This is a genomic window from Streptomyces sp. NPDC091649, assembly GCF_044756785.1.
In the GTDB taxonomy this organism is placed as follows: Bacteria; Actinomycetota; Actinomycetes; order Streptomycetales; family Streptomycetaceae; genus Streptomyces.
In genome coordinates this window covers 205986-225124 of record NZ_JBIVTR010000007.1, presented here as the reverse complement: position 1 = coordinate 225124, position 19139 = coordinate 205986, and the positions used below count along the sequence as shown (strand labels likewise).

The window sequence follows — 19139 nt, the reverse complement described above, 5'->3', positions numbered from 1 at the left end:
GCGGGCCCGGCCCCGGGCCCGCACACCGTCCCCGCGGCCTGTCGGAAGACCGCGGGGAGACGGCGGGCGCCGGACATCCGACGTGCCGACCCAACCCGGGTTTCCCTTGCGGTTGCCGGGAATGTGAGGATGTCACCATGACAACCAAGGTCTACTTCGACATCACCATCGACGATGCGCCCGCAGGGCGGATCACGTTCAACCTGTTCGACGACGTCGTCCCCAAGACGGCGGAGAACTTCCGCGCGCTCGCCACCGGCGAGAAGGGCTTCGGCTACGCCGGCTCCTCCTTCCACCGCGTCATCACGGACTTCATGCTCCAGGGCGGTGACTTCACCCGCGGTGACGGCACCGGCGGCAAGAGCATCTACGGCGAGAAGTTCCCCGACGAGAACTTCAAGCTGAAGCACGACCGGGTGGGCCTGCTCTCGATGGCCAACGCCGGACCGAACACCAACGGTTCGCAGTTCTTCGTCACCACGGTGCTCACCCCGTGGCTGGACGGCAAGCACGTGGTCTTCGGTGAGGTCGCCGACGAGGACAGCATGGCCCTCGTCCGCAAGATCGAGGCGCTCGGCTCCTCCAGCGGCCGCACCAGCGCCAAGGTCACCATCGCCGAGTCCGGCGCTCTCTGAGCGATCCGGTAACGGGACGGGCCCGTGGCGGGTCGCTCCACCCGACGTACGCGTCGGCGGGGCGGACCGGCCACGGGCCCTCGGTATGTCTCCGCTTCTATCGGGCCCGGGGTCTCCGCCCGCGACTCCACCTCGTCCGGCCCTGCCCCCGGCGCCCCCGCGGTCGGGCAGGATGCGAGGCGTGCACGAGCGGGGGCCATCGCATCGCGGGCGCCGTCGCTCTGCTCCCCTGGACGGACGTCGAGCGGGTCGTGAACGTCTCGGTCGAGGACGGGCGCCCGATGGGCGTGGGCCCGGGGAGGGGCTCCGGACACCCGGGCCTGACTCCAGAAGACTCCAGGAGCGGAAGGCCGGGCGTGTGACCCGGGCGCGTGGCCCGGGCGGGAAGGTCAGGGGCGCGGGCCGCCGGACTGCGCCGCCCGCTCCGCGTTGCGCTCCTTGATGCGAGCGGCCTCCTTGCGCACATCGGCCTGCGTGGCGCGCTCCTTCCGGAGCCACTCGGGCATCTCGTCCTTCAGCGCGTCGATCTGCTCGGTGGTGAGCGCCTCGGTGATCCCGCCGCGGGCGAGCCCCGCGATGGAGATGCCGAGCTTCGCGGCGACGACCGGGCGGGGGTGCGGGCCGGTGCGGTACAGCTCCACCAGCCAGGCGGGCGGATCGGTCTGGAGGGCGTTGAGTTCGGTGCGGGAGACGGCACCCTCCTGGAACTCGGCGGGGGTGGCCTGGAGGTACACACCCAGCTTCTTCGCCGCCGTGGCGGGCTTCATGGTCTGGGCGGTCTTGTGCGACGTCATGGGTCCAGGGTATCGACCATGGGACATACCTCCGACCACCGACCGGTAGCCTGGTTCCGTGACAGGCTCGGAGATCCCCTCATCCTTCAGGCTCGCGTACGTCCCCGGCGTGACGCCGACCAAGTGGGTGAGGGTCTGGCACGAGCGGCTGCCCCACACCTCGCTGGAGCTGGTCCAGGCGGATGCCACCGAGGCGCCGGAGCTGCTGGCGGGCGGCGGGGCCGACGCCGGTCTCGTACGGCTCCCGGTCGACCGGAGCGTCCTGAGCGCGATTCCTCTCTACACCGAGACGACCGTCGTCGTGATCCCCAAGGACCACGCCGCGACCACCGCGGACGAGGTGTCGCTCGCCGACCTGGCCGACGAGATCGTGCTGCACCCGCTGGACGACCTCCTCGACTGGGAGACCTTGCCCGGCCTCCCCGCCATCGAGCGCCCGGAGACGACGGCGGACGCCATCGAACTGGTGGCGGCGGGCGTGGGCGTCCTCCTCGTCCCGCAGTCCCTGGCCCGTCTCCATCACCGCAAGGACCTCACCTACCGACCGGTGCCCGAGGCCCCCGAGTCGCGCGTCGCCCTGTCCTGGCCCGAGGCGGAGGTCACCCCCGACCTGGTGGAGGAGTTCATCGGGATCGTCCGGGGGCGCACCGTCAACAGCACCCGAGGCCGAGCGGCCACCCCGCCGCGGCCGACGGAGAAGACCAAGGGCACGGAGAAGACCAAGGGCAAGGAGAAGGCCAAGGGCAAGCGGCCGGGCACGGGCGGTACCCGGCACAAGCCCGCATCGGGCGGAAAGCCCCCGTCGGGCGGCCGGGCCGGCGGCCAGAGCGGCAAGCGCGGAAAACCCCGGGGCCGATAGCGCACCGGGCCGCAGGCCCGGGACCGGTCCGGCAGCTCACCGTGCCGCGGGCCGGGTCCCGCTCCCGGCCCCGTGCGGCCCTCCGGCCGGGCCGCCCGCTCCTCGGCGCCGAAGGTCTCCGCGAGGCGTTCCGGCGGTCGAAGCGTCCGGGCGACCCGCCGGCCGGCCCAAGGAGGGGCCCCGCGCTCGCGGGGGCCATCGGGACGGGCGCCACGACGCCACCCCACGCCGGTTGTCTCGTTGGACGGAACAACGCCGTATGCAGGGGAGCGTCCGTCCGATGCCGAACATCCGCAGAGCGATGCAGAACAGTGTCCGCAGACCGGTGCCCGGCATCCTCGGGACGTCGGACACCAGCCGGAGGAGCCGGCGCCTCGGCCTCGTCGGGATGCTGCTCATCGCCCTGGCCTTCACCGGGCTCCAGCTGACAGCGGTCACCGGACGCGCCTCGCCCGACACGAAGAACTACCTCTCCTACGCCCTGAGCCTCAGCGGCGAGAGCCGTCAGGAGGCAGGCCGCCTGGCCATCGGCTACTCCTGTGCCAGCGGGCAGCACGCCCCCCTGGACTCCATCCCGTGGACCAGCAGGAAGGCCGCGGGGGAGACGGAGGAGCAGTGCGTCCGCCGGCTGCGTGACTCGGTGGCGTACTGGTCCGGCCACGGCAACACCTCGGGGATGACCGCGCCGTTCGCCAACCAGCGGTTCATGGCGATCTTCGAGGCCAGACCCGGCTATCCACTGTTCCTGGTCCCCTTCGTGACCGTCTTCGGCCTCACCTGGGGCCTCTGGCTCGCCGGAATCGTCGTCGCGCTGGCCGGGAGCGTGTGTGTCCTGTTCACCCTCCGCAGCGCGGGTGCTTCCCGGCGCGCCGGCCTGGCCGGGCAGGCCCTGTATCTCGCCCTGCCCACCGGCACCGTCGCCATGAACCCCCTGAGCGACGGGCTCTCCCTGGCGCTGGGCACGGCGGTCGTCCTCGGCTGCACCCTGCTGCTGCGGGACCGGCCCCGTACAGGGGCGGCGCTCGTCGCGGGCGGCCTCGCCCTGATGTTCCTCGTCCGCTACTCGCAGGCGCTGCTGCTGGCGGCGGCCCTGGCGGGCGTTCTCCTGGTCCGGTACGGGTGGCTCCGCCTGAAGCGCCGGGAGGCCGCCCCCGTACTGCGGACGGCCGGATGGTGCGGGGCGGCGGCGGCGCTCATCTACGCCGGGGCGCATCTGCTGTCCTGGCCCATGGGCCAGGACAGCGCCCAGGACCTGTTGACCCACCACTACCAGCGCCCCGATCTGCCCAACCCCTGGCCGGAGTTCTTCGTCCAGGAGCGGGTCTTCTGGGCGGCGTGGCTCCGGCGCCAGGCCACCTATCCGGTCCTCCCGGTCCTGCTCGCACTCTCGGCCTGGGCCCTGTTGCGGCGGCGCTCCGCAGTGCTGCCCGTCGCCGTGGCGGCGGGGGCGGCCGGCCTCCTCAACCAGGCGGGCCACCCGAATCTCGACCAGCTGCTCGGCTACCGCCTCATCGTGTTCGTCTGGCTGCTGCCCGTCCTGGCGGTCCCGCTGCTCCTGGACCGGCCGGCCGGCCCAGGGCTCCGCGACGCGTCCCCCGAGGCGTCACGGGAGACGACACGGGACCGTGATGTCGGAAGTCCCGACCGGTGCGGCCGGGATGTCAGGGGCGGCCGGGGCGGCCTGACCCCGGCTCACGGCCCGCGCCAGATGTTGGCGAAAGCCGTGTTCTCGATGGTCCGCCGCTGACGTACGGCCTCCAGCTCCATCACCGCTTCATGGACGGTGGCGACCACCGTCGTCACCGTCTCGTCGTCGAGGCGGGGCTCCTCGTCGCCGGACCGTCCGCCGTCGATGCCCACGGCGGAGGCGAGGGCGGCCAGGACGGGGTCCCCCTCCTCCCAGCGGTCGGCGGCCCGGCGGCGGCCGGGCGTGTCCACCAGTTCCACACGCTTCGGGCCGAAGGGCAGCCGGCCGCTTCTCCGCTGCGTGAGCTCGCCGTCCTCCTCCAGAGCGTCCTGATAGGTGGCCGCCAGATCCCGGCCGCGCCGCCACAGCCAGTCCTCGATCCGCTCGTGGGGAGGTCGCCGGATGATCTGCGCGGCGGCCTGGCCGAGAAGCCGGTCGTCGGGCGCCGGCCCACCCGGCACGATGAGGTCGCCGTCCACCGTGACGGCTCCCGCACCGATCAGATCGAGCAGTTCGGCTCCCGCGAGCGCGAGCGACAGGTCACCCTGTCCCACGGTGTGCTCCGGTACCGGGTCCATGGCGAGGATGAACAGGTCTGTGGCCGTGGTCATGAACGGCTCCCCTCAAGGCGTCGACAAAGGCGGACCCCCACCGGCCCGCGACGGCCAGGAGCCGGTTCGGCGGCGAGGCGGACTGCTACGACCAGTATCGCCTCCGCGCCGGTCAGCTCACGGGGCCGAGGTCTCCATCGAGGAGTGTCTGTACGACCGGTGGCCGGCCGTACAGGGCGAGGATCTCGTTGGCGAGGTCCACGACGGGCAGGTGGTCCTGGTCCCTGACACCGATGGCGGCGGCCTTGAGGGTGCGCGGAACGGTTCCCGCGTCCAGGAGGGAACGCCATTCCCCCGCGCCGAGTTCCAGGAACTCCAGTCCGGCGAGCGCGGCGACCTCCAGGGGGTCGGCCAGGGCGCCGGGCGCGGCGGTGAGCGTACGCAGCCCTGGCGCTCCGACGACCGGCGCGAGCGTGACCGGTGCGCCGTCCGGGACATCGATGGACAGGACCTCCAGGGCGGGGTGGGCGGCGGCCCGGACGGACCCCGGGCGTCCGGAGCCGGGCCCGACCTCGGCCACGGCCGGCAGGTGGTCCGCGTGGCGGCCGCCCCGCTCCTTCCGCACCCGGCCCAGGACGAAATCGGTGAGGGAGTCGGCCACCAGCTCGGCACCGAGGCTCTGCTCGTGATCGACCAGGATGACCTGGCCGAGGTGTCCGGCCGGCCCGGGAGTCAGATCGACCGCGAACTCGTCGCCGCCATTGCCTCCGAAGCCGATCCAGCCCGGCGAGCCGGCGAGGCCCTGCACCGGGGAGCCGTGCGCGGTGCCGGCCGCACGCCGCGAGCCGAGGGCCCAGCCGGGGCACCGGGCCGCCGCGTCGACAGGGCGCAGATCCTCCAGGCCGGAGAGTTCGCAGCCGACCGCCTCGCCCGCGCGGACCGCGGCCTCGAAGTCCTCCTCCCAGTCGCACCGCGTCACCCGGTAGAGCACCTTGAGTTCTTCGGACAGGGCGACGCCCAGGCGCGCCTCGGCGGCGGTGATCTCCTCCTCCGTCGCGCCGACGGCGTCCGGCAACCGTTCGCGGAGCGTCCGCTCCAGCAGCTTCGGATCCGCCGACGGGGCGGGCGCCGCGCCGGGCACCGGATCGGGCCGCCGGAGCCACGGCCCCGGCAGGGCGCCATCGGCCAGAAGGAGCACTCCCAGGTCCGGGTAACCGACGGCCGGTTCCACGGAGGGGCACGGCCAGACCAGGCCGAGCGTGGTCCTGCCGTCCGGACGGCACTCCGCCCGGAACGCGACCTCCTGAACCGCGCCGCGCGCGAGCGCCCCCTGTATCTGCTCCACGGCGGCCCGCGCCGACGAGGTCATGGGCCCCCGGTGGGCGAGGCTCCAGCCGTGCCGGCTGACGCGTCCCGCGACCCGGGCCGGCCGGGCGGCACGCCGGTCCGCGTCGTCGGCCAGCATGAGCCGCAGTACGGGCTCCCAGGCCGCGAAATCGCGTACCCGTGGCAAAGAGGTGCTCTGATCGACCATGCGCAGACAGTACGCAGGGCCGCCGACAGTGCCGACGGGCGGACTCCGCGGAGCCCGCCGCGACCGCCCGCGAACACACCGCCCGCAAGGGCCCCCGGGGCCGCCGCAGAACGGCGAATGTCACGGCGCGAGGCTCCGTTGAGGGCTCCCGCTCGTCGGTGGCGCCGGGCGGGCGTGCCGTGAGGGCATGGGGGCGGGCCTTCGGTGTGTGCGGTCCCGTTCGGTGTTCGCCGGATGGGCACCGGGCCGACCCGCCGCGGTTCTCCGAAGGGCTTCGCTGCCGCGGCACCGCCAGGGGCCGCGAGCCATCGCCGGCCGCCCCCCGGCGCTCGCCCCCGGATCATGACCGGTCGCTTTGTGTGTCACCATATGTGCGCAGCGTGACGCCATCAGTCGCTTCGGTGACCGTACGTCAGCGCGCCCGCGGATACCCGTTCCCGCGCGTGGCCCCATCCGCGACCGGTCCTGCCTGCCGGGAGACGAGGGCCGCGCAGCGCCTCCCCACCACCAGAAGGATCTCAGCCATGCGCTTCCGCTCCGCCTTCCCCGCCGTTCTCGGCGCCGCTCTGCTCCTCGCCGCCGTCCCCACCTCCGCCTCGGCCGCCGAGGGGCAGTTCCGCTACGACTACGTGACCGTCGAGGGATACGAGGCGACCGGCTTCCTGAACAGTCCGCCCAGCGGCGCGTGCATCAACCTCCCGGGCGTCGGACCCGAGAACCCCGAGCCCGGGCACTCCCCGAAGAACCGCACGGACGCCTGGGCGCAGGTCTTCACCGATGCCGACTGCGGGGGCGACTCCTTCGCTCTCCGTCCGCACACCGGCGGGGCCTCGGAGCGGCTGAAGGTGCGATCGGTCCTCTTCGTCTGACCGACCCACCGCATCGCACCGCTCCGCCCGGCCGACCGTCGGACACCGCCTGTCCGGCTGTCACACACCGCCTGACCAGCCGTCACGCCACGCCTGGCCCGGCCGCCACGCCCCACCGGCCGGACGCCCCCGCCCGACCGGCCGTCACACGGCGGCCGGCCGGACGTCACGCCTCGACCGGCCGTCCCCGAGCGGCGGCCGGTCCCGAGCGGCGGCCGGTCCCGCGCTCGGCCGCACCCGCACGGGCCGCGCGTCAGCCGGCGGCGAGGAGTTCGAGCGTGTCGATGACACGGTTCGAGAAGCCCCACTCGTTGTCGTACCAGGCGACCACCTTGATGTGGCGCCCGTCCACCCGGGTGAGAGCCGAGTCGAAGATCGACGAGGCGGGGTTGCCCGTGATGTCGGACGACACGAGAGCGTCGTCGGAGTACTCCAGTACGCCCGCGAGCGGCCCCCGGGCCGCGTCCCGGTACGCCGCCAGCACGTCCTCGCGCGTCACGTCGCGGGCGACGGTCGTGTTGAGTTCGACGATCGAGCCCACCGGAACCGGTACGCGGATCGAGTCGCCCGACAGCTTCCCTTCGAGGTTCGGCAGCACGAGCCCGATCGCCTTGGCGGCGCCTGTCGTGGTCGGCACGATGTTGACGGCGGCCGCGCGGGCGCGGCGGGCGTCGCGGTGCGGGCCGTCCTGCAGGTTCTGCTCCTGCGTGTAGGCGTGCACCGTCGTCATGAAGCCGTGCTCGATCCCGGCGAGATCGTCGAGCACCTTGGCCAGCGGCGCCAGCGCGTTGGTCGTGCACGACGCGTTCGAGACGATCGTGTGCGCGGCCGGGTCGTAGGCGTCGGAGTTGACCCCGAACGCCAGGGTGACATCCGCCCCGGTCGCCGGCGCGCTGATGAGGACCTTGGCCGCACCGGCGTCGATGTGGGCGCGGGCGGCCGCGGCGGACGTGAAGCGGCCCGTCGCCTCGAGCACGATGTCGACGCCGAGTCGCGCCCACGGCAGCTGTGCCGGTTCACGTTCGGCGAGCACGGTGATCCTGCGGCCGTCGACGACGAGCGTGTCCCCGTCGACCGTCACCGGGCGCCCGAGCCGGCCCGCCGTCGAGTCGTAGGCGAGCAGCCGCGCGAGAGCGGCGGGCTCGGTCAGGTCGTTGACGGCGACGACCTCCAGGTCGCTGTCCCGTTCGAGCAGCGCGCGCAGTACGTTGCGTCCGATGCGGCCGAATCCGTTGATGGCGATGCGAGTCATGAGTGGTGTCCTTTCGGGTTCGCCAACAGGTTCCCGCTCGTCATCCACCCATGACAGCGGCGTGATCGCCACGGTCCGCAAGGATCGCGCCACGCGGTGGGGAGGAGAATGCTCGCCCCGCGGTGAGGGCCGGGATCTACTGCCCCTGCGCGAAGGTGCGCCGGTACTCGCTCGGCGTGGTGCCGAGGATGCGCTGGAAGTGCAGCCGCAGGTTCGTCCCGGTGCCGAGACCGACGTCGGCGGCGATCTGCTCGATGCCCCGTTGCGAACGTTCCAGCAGCTCACGCGCCACGTCGATGCGGGCTCGCATGACCCACTGCATCGGCGTGTAGCCGGTGTCCTCGACGAAGCGCCGCGAGAACGTGCGCGGCGACACCGCCGCATGGCGGGCGAGCAGGTCGAGGGTGAGGGGCTCGCCCAACCGGCGCAGCGCCCACTCCCGGGTGGCGGCGAACCGCTCGCCGAGCGGCTCCGGCACGCTCCGCGGCACGTACTGCGCCTGCCCGCCGCTGCGGTACGGGGCCGCCACGAGGCGCCGAGCGGCGTGGTTCGACGCGGCCACCCCCAGATCGCCGCGCAGCATATGGAGGCACAGGTCGATGCCCGAGGCGGCGCCGGCCGACGTCAGCACGCCTGCCTCGTCGACGAAGAGGACGTTCGCGTCGACCCGGACGAGCGGATGCTTCGCCGCGAGTGCGCGCGTGTAGTGCCAGTGCGTTGTCGCGCGCTTGCCGTCGAGCAGCCCCGTGGCGGCGAGCGCGAAGGCGCCCGTGGAGATGGCGGCGAGCCGCGCGCCCCGGTCGTGCGCGGCGATCAGCGCCTCGATGACGGCCCGCGGCGGGTCGTCGCGGTCCGGGTGGCGGTAGCCGGGGACGAAGACGATGTCCGCCCACGCGAGTGCCTCGATGCCGTGGGCGACATGGTACGAGAGGCCGTCGCCGCCGGTCACGGGGCCGGGTGCCGCACCGCACACCCCTACCTCGTACGGCATGCTCGCGCGTGTCGTGAACACCTGCGCGGGAATGCCGACATCGAGGGGCTTGGCGCCTTCGAGCACGAGGACGGCGACACGGCGCAGGGGCGGGGCGGGCACGGGGAAGAGCGTACGCGGGGCGCCGCGGCGCATCGGCCCGGTCCCGGGGGGCGGCGAGGTGTCGCCGACCGCTTGGGCCGTCGGCATTCACCGGCCGACGCACTGGGGGAGGGGCTCGTCCAGCCCGCGGGGTGTACGCGGAAGGGGCCGCGACCCCCTCGCGCAGGTACGCCCGGTGTCGACAACTTGACCGGGTGGACACCGCGTGGACCTGGGCGCACTACAGCGAAGACAGTCCCTTCTGCTCACCGGTCGGCACCGGCGGCGACCACCCCGCCGAGGCGGAGGCCGGGCGGGCCCTCGCCGGCTACATCGCCGCGCTCGGTTCCCCGCACACCGAGGCGGCGTTGCGGCAGTTGCGCGTCGCGCCGACGGACGGCAATGCCGTCGTCATCGTTCCGGGCGCCGTCTTCACCACCCGGATCGCCGGCCCGCACTCCGAGGCGCCGAGGCCGGACCGTGACGGGCCGTCCGACGGTGCTCGGCGGACGCCGGCGGGGCAGCCCGCCCCCGAGCCACCGGGCGAGCCGGACGCGATCTTGCGGATCGATCCCCGTACGGCACGGATCAGGCCCAAGGACCTGCCGACACTCCTGCGGGGCGAGGGCTGCCTGATTGGTCGGTCCGTCGTCGCGGCCTTCCTGATGACCGGAACCGGCATCAGGGCATGGGTCCAGCCGGAGAACAACTTGGCCGACCCGATCCTCCTCCCCCCCCGGCCTGGCGCTGTTCTTCGCCGCCTCGGCGTGGACCTCGAACTGGCGCCGCCGCGCCGTCGCCCACATCGCCCGTGCGGGCCGTGCGGAGGGTTCCTGAGAGCCGGGGAACAGCACGGCGGGGCCGCTTGCCGACCGCGTCGCCGAGCCCGCCGGCCCAGCGCCCGAAAGCCGAAAGCCGGGGATCCGGGCTCCCGGGTGCTGTCCCCGTTGTCCGCGTCTGCCCCTCCGAAGGGCTGCGGGCGGTCTCCCGGAGGTGATCCGTGCCGAGGTGGTGGCCGCCAGGGAGGTCACTCCCCGCTGGAGAGAGGAGCGCGCAGTTCGGCGCGCAGTCGGACGGACGTGTCGATGGGCAGTCCCAAGCCGGCGTGGCGAAGGTCCTTCGAGTGGCGCGCGATGAGCTCCAGATCCCGCAGTTGCCGCTGGAGCTCGGAGGCGATCGCCGCGTCCGCGTCGGGGAGTTCGTCCTCTTCCCGACCGGCCAGGTACTCAAGGTGCTGGTCGATGGCCTCGACCGCCCGGCCGCTGGTCCAGGCGGCGAATTCCTGGCAGCGGAACAGGTAGGCGTGTGCGGCGTACAACGTCGCCGCGGCAGCCGACTCGTCCGCGTCGTCCGGCCCGTCCTGGCCGTCGTTGTGGCAGTACACGCTGAGCAGGTACTCGCCGACACCGCGCTTGACGGCCGCGAAGGCCGTCGAGTCGCCGAGGACGCCCTCCCATACGGAGTGCAGCAGAGGCCGCAGGCTCACGGTGAACGGGGCCTGCTCGTCCTCGGGCAGGGCCTCGTGCCGACTCATCAGGCGCTCCGCGACACCGGCGGCGAACACGGCACGCTCCCCGGACGACACCGCCTTCAGCCGCTCCTCCACCAGCGCGGAAAGGTCCCGCCATGCATCCATTCGAAGCCACCCAGTATTCGCCATGCCGGCGCGCTCACGCCGGCCGAGGCGATCATCGCAGTCACCAGTGACAGCTCCGCCGCGCCCCCGGCGGCCCGTCCCCTCGGGGACGCCGCCGCGTCGGACTCGCGCTCCCGGCCGGTCCGCGGGCATGACGGCGCACGCCCCGGATCACCTGGGACGGGACGGCGGTGGTCCGGCCGCCCCGCGACGGGGCCGTCCTGTGACTGATTCCCCCTCGTCGTCGTCGAGCGGCCGGAATGGGTGCAGGCCGGCTCCGGACGGCGACGTGCGCCATGGTGGCCCCCTGTGTCACCCGTCAAGGGCGACTCGGGCCGCCGAGAGTCGCTCCCTGGACGCGGCTATCCACTCGTCGTCCATGTCGAGCGGCATCGAGACGACGATCTGTGTGCTGGTTCCGTCGTGGACTTCGACCACGTAGGGGTCGTCGGCGATGAGGCGGAGGTAGGCGGTGCGGCCCGATGGGGGCCAGTCCGCCGTGAACGGCTCGTCGGGATCAGCGTCCTGCCCGGCTTCCTCGATGGCGTCCAGAAGCCGGCCCCAGTCTGTGAGGTCCTCGGAATCGAACCCCAGGTAGACCGTCCCGCTCACGAATCCGCTGGTGACGACGGCCTCCGCGTCGTAGTACCGGACGCCCAGGTCCTCGTGGGCGGGTACGGTCGAGCGCAGCCGAACGCTGATGCTCTGGGAGGGGTCGGTCAGCCGGATCAGCTCGATCGCATCGGGCTGTGTGTTCGTGTCCATGGCGGGAATCTACGGCAGGCGCCCGCGCACCGCGCATGGCGCCGCTGACGCTTCCCGAGTCCGGCGGCGATCTCTTCGGCCGGCACCGGCACCGCCTTGGCCAGGGTGTCCGCCACCGCTGCGGCCGTCCTTTCCCCGGCACGGCGGTGTGCGGGCCTGCGGCGCGGCGACGGCGGCGTCGGCCACTCCGCCCGGGCCCGGCCGCGTTCCACCAAGCTGATCGCCGACGCCTGCGGCATGCCCGACAGCTCGCTCCGACGCGGGGGCGGGCGGCGGAGCTCGACCCCTCGAACCCCGCGGTCACGAGCGGGGCGCTCCCCGTCGTGCGAGGAGGCGGCCCGTCCGGGATTCCCGGTCACTCTTTGCATAAAACTGCGTTTATGCGTATAGTCATGCCATCGATCAGGAGGGTTACCGATGGTGGTAAGAGCAGCAGTGGCAGGGGCGAGCGGCTACGCCGGCGGGGAGCTGCTCCGCCTCCTGCTGGCGCACCCGGAGGTCGAGATCGGCGCCCTCACCGGGCACTCCAACGCCGGGCAGCCGCTCGGAGCGCTCCAGCCTCATCTGCGGCCCCTGGCCGGCCGGGTGCTGGAGCCCACCACCGCGGAGGTGCTCGCCGGTCACGACGTCGTCTTCCTGGCGCTCCCGCACGGGCAGTCCGCCGCGGTCGCCGAGCAGCTCGGGGACGAGGTCCTCGTCGTCGACATGGGGGCCGACTTCCGGCTGAAGGACGCCCGCGACTGGGAGACGTTCTACGGGTCCCCGCACGCCGGTACCTGGCCCTACGGGCTGCCCGAGCTGCCGGGCGCGCGGGCCGCGCTCGCCGGGTCCCGGCGCATCGCCGTGCCCGGGTGCTACCCGACCGCCGTGTCCCTCGCGCTCTACCCCGCGTACGAGGGCGGCCTCGCCGAGCCGGAGGCCGTGATCGTCGCCGCGTCGGGCACCTCGGGGGCGGGCAAGGCGGTCAAGCCCCATCTGCTCGGCTCCGAGGTCATGGGCAACATGACCCCGTACGGCGTCGGCGGCGGGCACCGCCACACGCCCGAGATGATCCAGAACCTCAGCGCCGCCGCCGGTGAGCCGGTCACCGTCTCCTTCACACCCACCCTCGCGCCCATGCCGCGCGGCATCCTCGCCACGTGCAGCGCGAAGGCGAAGCCCGGCGTGAGCGCCGGGAGCCTGCGCGAGGTGTACGGGAAGGCGTTCGCGGACGAGCCGTTCGTGGACCTCCTGCCCGAGGGGCAGTGGCCCGCCACCGCCGCGGTGTACGGCTCCAACGCCGTACAGGTCCAGGTCGCCCACGACGAGGCCGCCGGACGGATCGTGGTCGTCTGCGCCATCGACAACCTCGCCAAGGGCACCGCGGGCGGCGCCCTCCAGAGCATGAACATCGCCCTCGGACTTCCCGAGGACACAGGTCTTTCGACGATCGGAGTGGCACCGTGAGCGTCACGGCAGCACAGGGATTCTCCGCGGCGGGCATCGCCGCGGGAATCAAGGAGAGCGGCAACCCGGACCTGGCCCTCGTGGTCAACAACGGGCCGCGCCGCGCCGCCGCGGGCGTCTTCACCTCCAACCGCGTCAAGGCCGCGCCCGTCCTCTGGTCGGAGCAGGTCCTCAAGGGCGGCGAGGTCACCGCCGTCGTCCTCAACTCCGGTGGCGCCAACGCCTGTACGGGCCCCACGGGCTTCCAGGACACCCACGCCACCGCCGAGAAGGCCGCCGAGGTGCTCCAGGGCCACAGCGCGGGCGAGATCGCCGTCGCCTCCACCGGGCTCATCGGCATCCCGCTCCCCATGGACAAGCTCCTCCCGGGCATCGAGCGGGCCGCCGCCGCCCTCAGCGAGCACGGCGGTGAGAAGGCCGCCATCGCCATCAAGACCACCGACACCGTCCACAAGACGGCCGTCGCGGGCGGCGACGGCTGGACCGTCGGCGGCATGGCCAAGGGCGCCGGCATGCTCGCCCCGGGCCTCGCCACCATGCTCGTCGTCCTCACCACCGACGCGGACGTCCAGGCCGCCGCGCTGGACGCAGCGCTCCGCGACGCCACCCGCACCACCTTCGACCGGGTCGACTCCGACGGCTGCATGTCCACCAACGACACCGTGCTGCTCCTCGCCTCCGGCGCCAGCGGCATCACTCCGGAACAGGGCGCGTTCGCCGAGGCCGTACGGGCCGTCTGCGACGACCTCGCCCGGCAGCTCATCGGGGACGCCGAGGGCGCGTCCAAGGACATCCGGATCGAGGTGATCAACGCGGCCACCGAGGACGACGCCGTCGAGGTCGGCCGGTCCATCGCCCGCAACAACCTCCTCAAGTGCGCCATCCACGGCGAGGACCCCAACTGGGGCCGTGTCCTCTCCGCGATCGGCACCACGAAGGCCGCCTTCGAGCCGGACCGGCTCAACGTCGCCATCAACGACGTCTGGGTCTGCAAGAACGGCCAGGTGGGCGAGGACCGCGACCTCGTCGACATGCGCTACCGGGAGGTCAGGATCACCGCAGACCTCGCCGAGGGCACCGAGTCCGCGGTCGTCTGGGCCAACGACCTCACCGCGGACTACGTCCACGAGAACAGCGCGTACAGCTCATGAGCGCCGCGCGGAAGCACACCGCACTCCCGAAGGCGCAGATCCTCATCGAGGCGCTGCCCTGGCTGACCCGGCACAACGGCAAGACCGTCGTCATCAAGTTCGGCGGCAACGCCATGATCGACGAGGAGCTGAAGGCCGCCTTCGCCCAGGACGTCGTCTTCCTGCGGCACGCCGGCCTCAAGCCCGTCGTCGTGCACGGCGGCGGCCCGCAGATCAGCGCCCAGCTCGACAAGCAGGGCCTCGTCAGCGAGTTCAAGGCCGGCCTGCGGGTCACCACCCCCGAGGCGATGGACGTCGTGCGGATGGTGCTCGCCGGACAGGTCCAGCGCGAGCTCGTCGGCCTCCTCAACCAGCACGGGCCGCTCGCCGTCGGCATGACCGGCGAGGACGCCCACACCATCACCGCCACCCAGCACCGGCCCACCATCGACGGCGAGCCGGTCGACATCGGCCGGGTCGGCGAGATCACCGCCATCGACACCGGGGCCATCCAGGCGCTCCTGGACGACGGCCGCATCCCGGTCGTCTCCTCCATCGCCCGCTCCGCCGACGACCACCACGTCTACAACGTCAACGCCGACACCGCGGCCGCCGCGCTCGCCGCCGCCCTGAACGCCGAGACACTGATGGTCCTCACCGACGTCGAGGGCCTGTACGAGGACTGGCCCAGCAGCGACGACGTCATCAGCCGGCTCACCGCGAGCCAGCTGGAGAAGCTGCTGCCCGAGCTGTCCAGCGGCATGGTCCCCAAGATGCAGGGCTGCCTGCACGCGGTGCGCAACGGCGTCGAGACCGCCCGCGTCATCGACGGCCGCGTCCAGCACTCGATCCTGCTGGAGATCTTCACCGACGAGGGCGTCGGCACGATGGTCGTGCCGGACGCCCCCATCGACGTGCACGGAGTACCGGAACAGGGGGAATCATGACCGGGACCGCAGGGCTCACCCCGCGGTGGCAGGACGCGCTGATGGACAACTACGGCACGCCCCGGCTGTCGCTCGTCCGCGGCGAGGGCGCCCATGTCTGGGACGAGGACGGCACCCGCTACCTCGACTTCGTCGGCGGCATCGCGGTCAACGCCCTCGGCCACGCCCACCCCGCCGTCGTCGAGGCCGTCTCCACCCAGATCGCCTCCCTCGGCCACGTGTCGAACCTGTTCATCGCCGAGCCGCCCGTCGCACTCGCGGAGCGGTTGCTCCAGCTCTTCGGCCGTCAGGGCCGGGTCTTCTTCGCCAACTCCGGCGCGGAGGCCAACGAGGCCGCCTTCAAGATCGGCAGGCTCACCGGGCGCACCCACATGGTCGCCACCGACGGCGGCTTCCACGGCCGGACGATGGGCGCGCTCGCCCTCACCGGCCAGCCGGGGAAGCAGGAGCCGTTCCGGCCGTTGCCCGGTGACGTCACACACGTGCCGTACGGCGACGCGGAGGCGCTGCGGGCCGCGGTGACCACCGACACCGCGCTGGTCGTCATCGAACCGGTGCAGGGCGAGAACGGCGTCGTCGTGCCGCCCAAGGGCTATCTGGAGGCCGCCCGGGAGATCACCCGGGCGACCGGCGCCCTCCTCGTCCTGGACGAGGTCCAGACCGGGATCGGCCGCTGCGGCCAGTGGTTCGAGCACCAGGCGCACCAGGGCGTCGAGCCGGACATCGTGACCCTCGCCAAGGGCCTCGGCGGCGGACTGCCGATCGGCGCGACGGTCGCCTTCGGACCGGCGGCCGACCTGCTGAAGCCGGGGCACCACGGCACCACGTTCGGCGGGAACCCGGTCGCCTGCGCCGCGGGGCTCGCGGTCATCGACACCCTCGCGGCCGACGGCGCGCTCGACGACGTCAAACGGCTCGGGGAGAGGATCCGCGACGGCGTCGAGGCGCTGGGGCACCCACTGGTCTCCCACGTCCGCGGCGCGGGCCTGCTGCTGGGTATCGTGCTCACCGGACCCCTCGCACCGCAGGTGCAGCAGGCGGCCCAGGGAGCCGGCCTCCTGGTGAACGCGCCCGCCCCCGATGTCGTACGGCTCATGCCGCCGCTGATCATCGGTGACGCGGAGGTGGACGCGTTCCTGGAGATCCTGCCGAGCGCTCTCGACGCGGCACACGGGGACGGACGATCCGGAGCATGACCCTCCGGAGAATGAGGCGACGACGATGACCGAGGCGCAGGAAACCGAGCACGGCGGGCCGTCCGTGCCGCAGACCCGCACCGCCCGCCACCGCCGGATCGTGGACATCCTGAACCGGCAGCCGGTCCGCTCGCAGAGCCAGCTGGCCAAGCTCCTGGCGGACGACGGGCTGAGCGTCACCCAGGCGACGCTCTCCCGGGATCTGGACGAACTGGGTGCGGTGAAGATCCGCAACACCGGCGGCGAGCTGATCTACGCGGTGCCGAGCGAGGGCGGATTCCGCACTCCGCAGGCACCGCTGGGCGGCTCGGCCAAGGAGGAGCGGATGCGCCGGCTCTCGGCGGAGCTGCTCATCTCGGCGGAGGCTTCGGCCAATCTCGTCGTCCTGCGTACCCCGCCGGGCGCGGCCCAGTTCCTCGCCTCGGCCATCGACCAGGCCGAACTGCACGACATCCTCGGCACCATCGCGGGCGACGACACGCTGATGCTCATCAGCCGTGACCCGAACGGCGGTCAGGCCCTCGCCGACCACCTGCTGAGGCTCGCTCAGAACGACCGCTGAACTCTCCCGGCGGCGCGCGGCTGGGCGAAGGGCGTGCCGACGGCACGCGACCGAAGGCGCGCGCCGCGACGCTAGTAGCGCGTGATCGCGGTCGGGCCCGAACCGGTCCCGATCGCGATGTGCGGATCACGCTCCGGGTCGGCCCAGGCGAGGATCTCCGCCATGGCGTCGGCCGGGACCGAGACGCACCCGGCCGTCGCCCCGCGCCCGTTCACATGCAGGAAGATGCCCGCGCCCCGGCCCCGTACCGGACGCTCGTAGTTGAAGCCGATCACCAGCGCCCGGGCGTACTGCGTGCCGTAGGAGACCAGGTGCTCGGCCTCCGCCGCCCGGCAGTCGGCCGGGCGCGGTTCCACCCACCGGTTGTACGCGCGCGAGGCGTTGTCCTGGCACCACCAGGAGTCCTCCGTCACCTCGCGGTACGGATACGTCGTGCCGGCCGGGGCGTCCTCGATGCCGAAGGCGTACGGCAGGTCGTACAGCCCGGTCGGTGTGGTGCTCGTGCCCTGCTCGCGGCTCGCGCCCTCGGCCAGCCCGTTCGCCCCGAACCGCGCCGGGGCGGACCCGGCCTCCGCCCACCCGTCCCCGCGCCGCTCCCACCAGGTCACCGTGCCCGTCGTGGAGCCGGCGTCGGGAGCCTCGGCGGTGATCAGCTGCGAGCCGCCGCCCGTGTCCGCCAGCCGGTCCGGCAGCGAAGGGGCGCCGGAGGGAGGAGAGGCGGCGGGCCCGGCCCCGAGCGAGGAGGCCAGGGCGAGGAGGACGGCGACGGTCACCAGTGGTCTGCGCATGCTCCGGACCGTACGGCCGCCGCGGCGTGCGCCCCACCGGGCCTGCTCCGTACGGCGCAACGGGCATCGGCACCCCGCCCGCACGGCCGGGCGGCACCCAACAGCACCGCTCTGACCTGCCGTTTTGACAAACAATACAGAGGACTGCATAGTTATACCCATCAGTGATTGCACCGTAAGGAGAAACCCGTGACCGAGCGCGTCGTACTCGCCTACTCGGGCGGCCTGGACACCTCCGTCGCCATCGGCTGGATCGCCGAGGAGACGGGCGCCGAGGTCATCGCCGTCGCCGTGGACGTCGGCCAGGGCGGCGAGGACCTGGACGTCATCCGCAAGCGCGCGCTCGCCTGCGGTGCCGTCGAAGCCGAGGTCGCGGACGCGAAGGACGAGTTCGCCGAGGAGTACTGCCTCCCGGCGATCAAGGCCAACGCCCTCTACATGGACCGCTACCCGCTGGTCTCGGCCCTCTCGCGGCCGACCATCGTCAAGCACCTCGTCGCCGCCGCCGAGAAGCACGGCGCCGGGATCGTCGCCCACGGCTGCACCGGCAAGGGCAACGACCAGGTCCGCTTCGAGGCCGGCATCTCCGCGCTCGGACCCGATCTGAAGTGCATCGCCCCCGTCCGCGACTACGCGATGACCCGGGACAAGGCGATCGCCTTCTGCGAGGAGAAGAACCTCCCGATCGCGACCACCAAGAAGTCCCCGTACTCCATCGACCAGAACGTCTTCGGGCGCGCCGTCGAGACGGGCTTCCTGGAGGACATCTGGAACGCGCCGATCGAGGACATCTACGAGTACACCGAGAACCCCGCGACCCCGCGCGAGGCCGACGAGGTCGTCATCTCCTTCAAGGAGGGTGTGCCGGTCGCCGTCGACGGCCGCCCCGTCACCGTCCTCCAGGCGATCCAGCAGCTCAACGAGCGGGCCGGCGCGCAGGGCATCGGCCGGATCGACATGGTCGAGGACCGGCTCGTGGGCATCAAGTCCCGCGAGGTGTACGAGGCGCCCGGCGCCATCGCGCTGATCACCGCCCACCAGGAGCTGGAGAACGTCACCGTCGAGCGCGAGCTGGCCCGCTACAAGCGGCAGGTCGAGCAGCGCTGGGGCGAGATGGTCTACGACGGCCTGTGGTTCTCCCCGCTGAAGCGCGCCCTGGACGGCTTCATCAACGAGGCCAACCAGCACGTCACCGGCGACATCCGGATGACCCTGCACGCCGGCCGCGCCGTCGTCACCGGCCGGAAGTCCGACGAGTCGCTGTACGACTTCAACCTCGCCACCTACGACTCGGGCGACACCTTCGACCAGTCCAAGGCGCAGGGCTTCATCGAGCTCTTCGGTCTCTCCTCGAAGATCGCCGCCAAGCGCGACCTCGCCTGACCTCCCTCGTTGTACAGCCGCCTCCCCGTCCCT

General features: G+C 72.7%; 18 protein-coding genes. 10 read left to right on the top strand and 8 right to left on the bottom strand.

Translation table 11 applies throughout. From position 1 onward, the window contains the following. Nucleotides 1-137 precede the first annotated feature (137 nt). The gene (locus ACIQMU_RS15515; protein ID WP_352241650.1) at nt 138-635 is read left to right on the top strand and encodes a peptidylprolyl isomerase; all 498 of its coding nucleotides are present in this window, start codon (nt 138-140) and stop codon (nt 633-635) included. Between the two features lie 389 nt (nt 636-1024). Here the strand turns inward: ACIQMU_RS15515 and ACIQMU_RS15510 are convergent, their stop codons facing one another. Continuing rightward, nucleotides 1025-1429 (bottom strand): DUF5997 family protein, encoded by a 405-nt coding sequence (locus ACIQMU_RS15510; protein WP_352241649.1) that lies wholly within the window; start codon nt 1427-1429, stop codon nt 1025-1027. Nucleotides 1430-1487: 58 nt separating this feature from the next. On the opposite strand from ACIQMU_RS15510, the gene ACIQMU_RS15505 reads away from it, so the two are divergent. Both ACIQMU_RS15505 and ACIQMU_RS15500 read left to right on the top strand, forming a co-directional pair. Beyond that, nucleotides 1488-2288 (top strand): LysR family substrate-binding domain-containing protein, encoded by an 801-nt coding sequence (locus ACIQMU_RS15505; RefSeq protein WP_352241648.1) that lies wholly within the window; start codon nt 1488-1490, stop codon nt 2286-2288. 388 nt (nt 2289-2676) lie between these two features. Beyond that, nucleotides 2677-4035, top strand: coding sequence for a hypothetical protein (locus tag ACIQMU_RS15500; protein WP_388537533.1), 1359 nt, complete (start codon nt 2677-2679; stop codon nt 4033-4035). On the opposite strand, the gene ACIQMU_RS15495 is transcribed toward ACIQMU_RS15500, so the two are convergent. Together ACIQMU_RS15495 and ACIQMU_RS15490 are read right to left on the bottom strand one after the other, a co-directional pair. Then, nucleotides 3981-4586 carry a GPP34 family phosphoprotein gene (locus ACIQMU_RS15495; RefSeq protein ID WP_352241647.1) on the bottom strand — a complete coding sequence of 202 codons (606 nt, stop codon included), beginning with the start codon at nt 4584-4586 and terminating at the stop codon, nt 3981-3983. The genes ACIQMU_RS15500 and ACIQMU_RS15495 overlap by 55 nt on opposite strands. 112 nt (nt 4587-4698) lie before the next feature. Beyond that, entirely contained in the window at nt 4699-6060 is a 1362-nt protein-coding gene (locus ACIQMU_RS15490) for an SMI1/KNR4 family protein (RefSeq protein ID WP_352241646.1), read from the bottom strand. Between the two features lie 524 nt (nt 6061-6584). Here ACIQMU_RS15490 and ACIQMU_RS15485 point away from each other — a divergent pair. Further along, nucleotides 6585-6929: a hypothetical protein gene (locus tag ACIQMU_RS15485; protein ID WP_352241645.1), complete on the top strand. Its 345-nt coding sequence runs from the start codon at nt 6585-6587 to the stop codon at nt 6927-6929. Between the two features lie 253 nt (nt 6930-7182). Here ACIQMU_RS15485 and gap read toward each other — a convergent pair whose 3' ends face one another. The 4 genes from gap to ACIQMU_RS15465 form a co-directional block, all read right to left on the bottom strand. Then, on the bottom strand, nt 7183-8181 hold the full coding sequence (gene gap / locus ACIQMU_RS15480) for a type I glyceraldehyde-3-phosphate dehydrogenase (protein WP_352241644.1): 999 nt from the start codon (nt 8179-8181) through the stop codon (nt 7183-7185). Between the two features lie 136 nt (nt 8182-8317). After that, nucleotides 8318-9274 (bottom strand): GlxA family transcriptional regulator, encoded by a 957-nt coding sequence (locus ACIQMU_RS15475; protein ID WP_402689002.1) that lies wholly within the window; start codon nt 9272-9274, stop codon nt 8318-8320. Between the two features lie 1006 nt (nt 9275-10280). Continuing rightward, nucleotides 10281-10889, bottom strand: coding sequence for a hypothetical protein (locus ACIQMU_RS15470; protein ID WP_352241641.1), 609 nt, complete (start codon nt 10887-10889; stop codon nt 10281-10283). A 312-nt stretch (nt 10890-11201) separates the two neighbouring features. Continuing rightward, nucleotides 11202-11654, bottom strand: a complete 453-nt coding sequence (locus ACIQMU_RS15465) for a DUF5959 family protein (protein WP_402689001.1) — start codon at nt 11652-11654, stop codon at nt 11202-11204. A gap of 417 nt (nt 11655-12071) precedes the next feature. On the opposite strand from ACIQMU_RS15465, the gene argC reads away from it, so the two are divergent. The 5 genes from argC to ACIQMU_RS15440 are packed head-to-tail and all read left to right on the top strand — an operon-like array spanning nt 12072 to nt 16935. After that, a complete protein-coding gene (gene argC, locus ACIQMU_RS15460) occupies nt 12072-13100 on the top strand; it encodes an N-acetyl-gamma-glutamyl-phosphate reductase (protein ID WP_402689000.1) in 1029 nt (342 codons plus the stop codon). Next, a complete protein-coding gene (gene argJ / locus ACIQMU_RS15455; RefSeq protein ID WP_402688999.1) occupies nt 13097-14251 on the top strand; it encodes a bifunctional glutamate N-acetyltransferase/amino-acid acetyltransferase ArgJ in 1155 nt (384 codons plus the stop codon). The genes argC and argJ overlap by 4 nt, the downstream gene beginning before the upstream one ends. Then, entirely contained in the window at nt 14248-15177 is a 930-nt protein-coding gene (gene argB / locus ACIQMU_RS15450) for an acetylglutamate kinase (RefSeq protein ID WP_352241637.1), read from the top strand. Before argJ ends, argB begins: the two co-directional genes overlap by 4 nt. Continuing rightward, nucleotides 15174-16373 carry an acetylornithine transaminase gene (locus tag ACIQMU_RS15445; RefSeq protein ID WP_352241636.1) on the top strand — a complete coding sequence of 400 codons (1200 nt, stop codon included), beginning with the start codon at nt 15174-15176 and terminating at the stop codon, nt 16371-16373. The genes argB and ACIQMU_RS15445 overlap by 4 nt, the downstream gene beginning before the upstream one ends. Before the next feature lie 25 nt (nt 16374-16398). Then, a complete protein-coding gene (locus ACIQMU_RS15440; protein ID WP_019764598.1) occupies nt 16399-16935 on the top strand; it encodes an arginine repressor in 537 nt (178 codons plus the stop codon). Nucleotides 16936-17006: 71 nt separating this feature from the next. On the opposite strand, the gene ACIQMU_RS15435 is transcribed toward ACIQMU_RS15440, so the two are convergent. Next, nucleotides 17007-17723, bottom strand: coding sequence for a L,D-transpeptidase family protein (locus ACIQMU_RS15435; protein ID WP_352241635.1), 717 nt, complete (start codon nt 17721-17723; stop codon nt 17007-17009). A 189-nt stretch (nt 17724-17912) separates the two neighbouring features. On the opposite strand from ACIQMU_RS15435, the gene ACIQMU_RS15430 reads away from it, so the two are divergent. Further along, nucleotides 17913-19106 carry an argininosuccinate synthase gene (locus ACIQMU_RS15430; RefSeq protein WP_352241634.1) on the top strand — a complete coding sequence of 398 codons (1194 nt, stop codon included), beginning with the start codon at nt 17913-17915 and terminating at the stop codon, nt 19104-19106. The last annotated feature ends 33 nt before the right edge of the window (nt 19107-19139 follow it).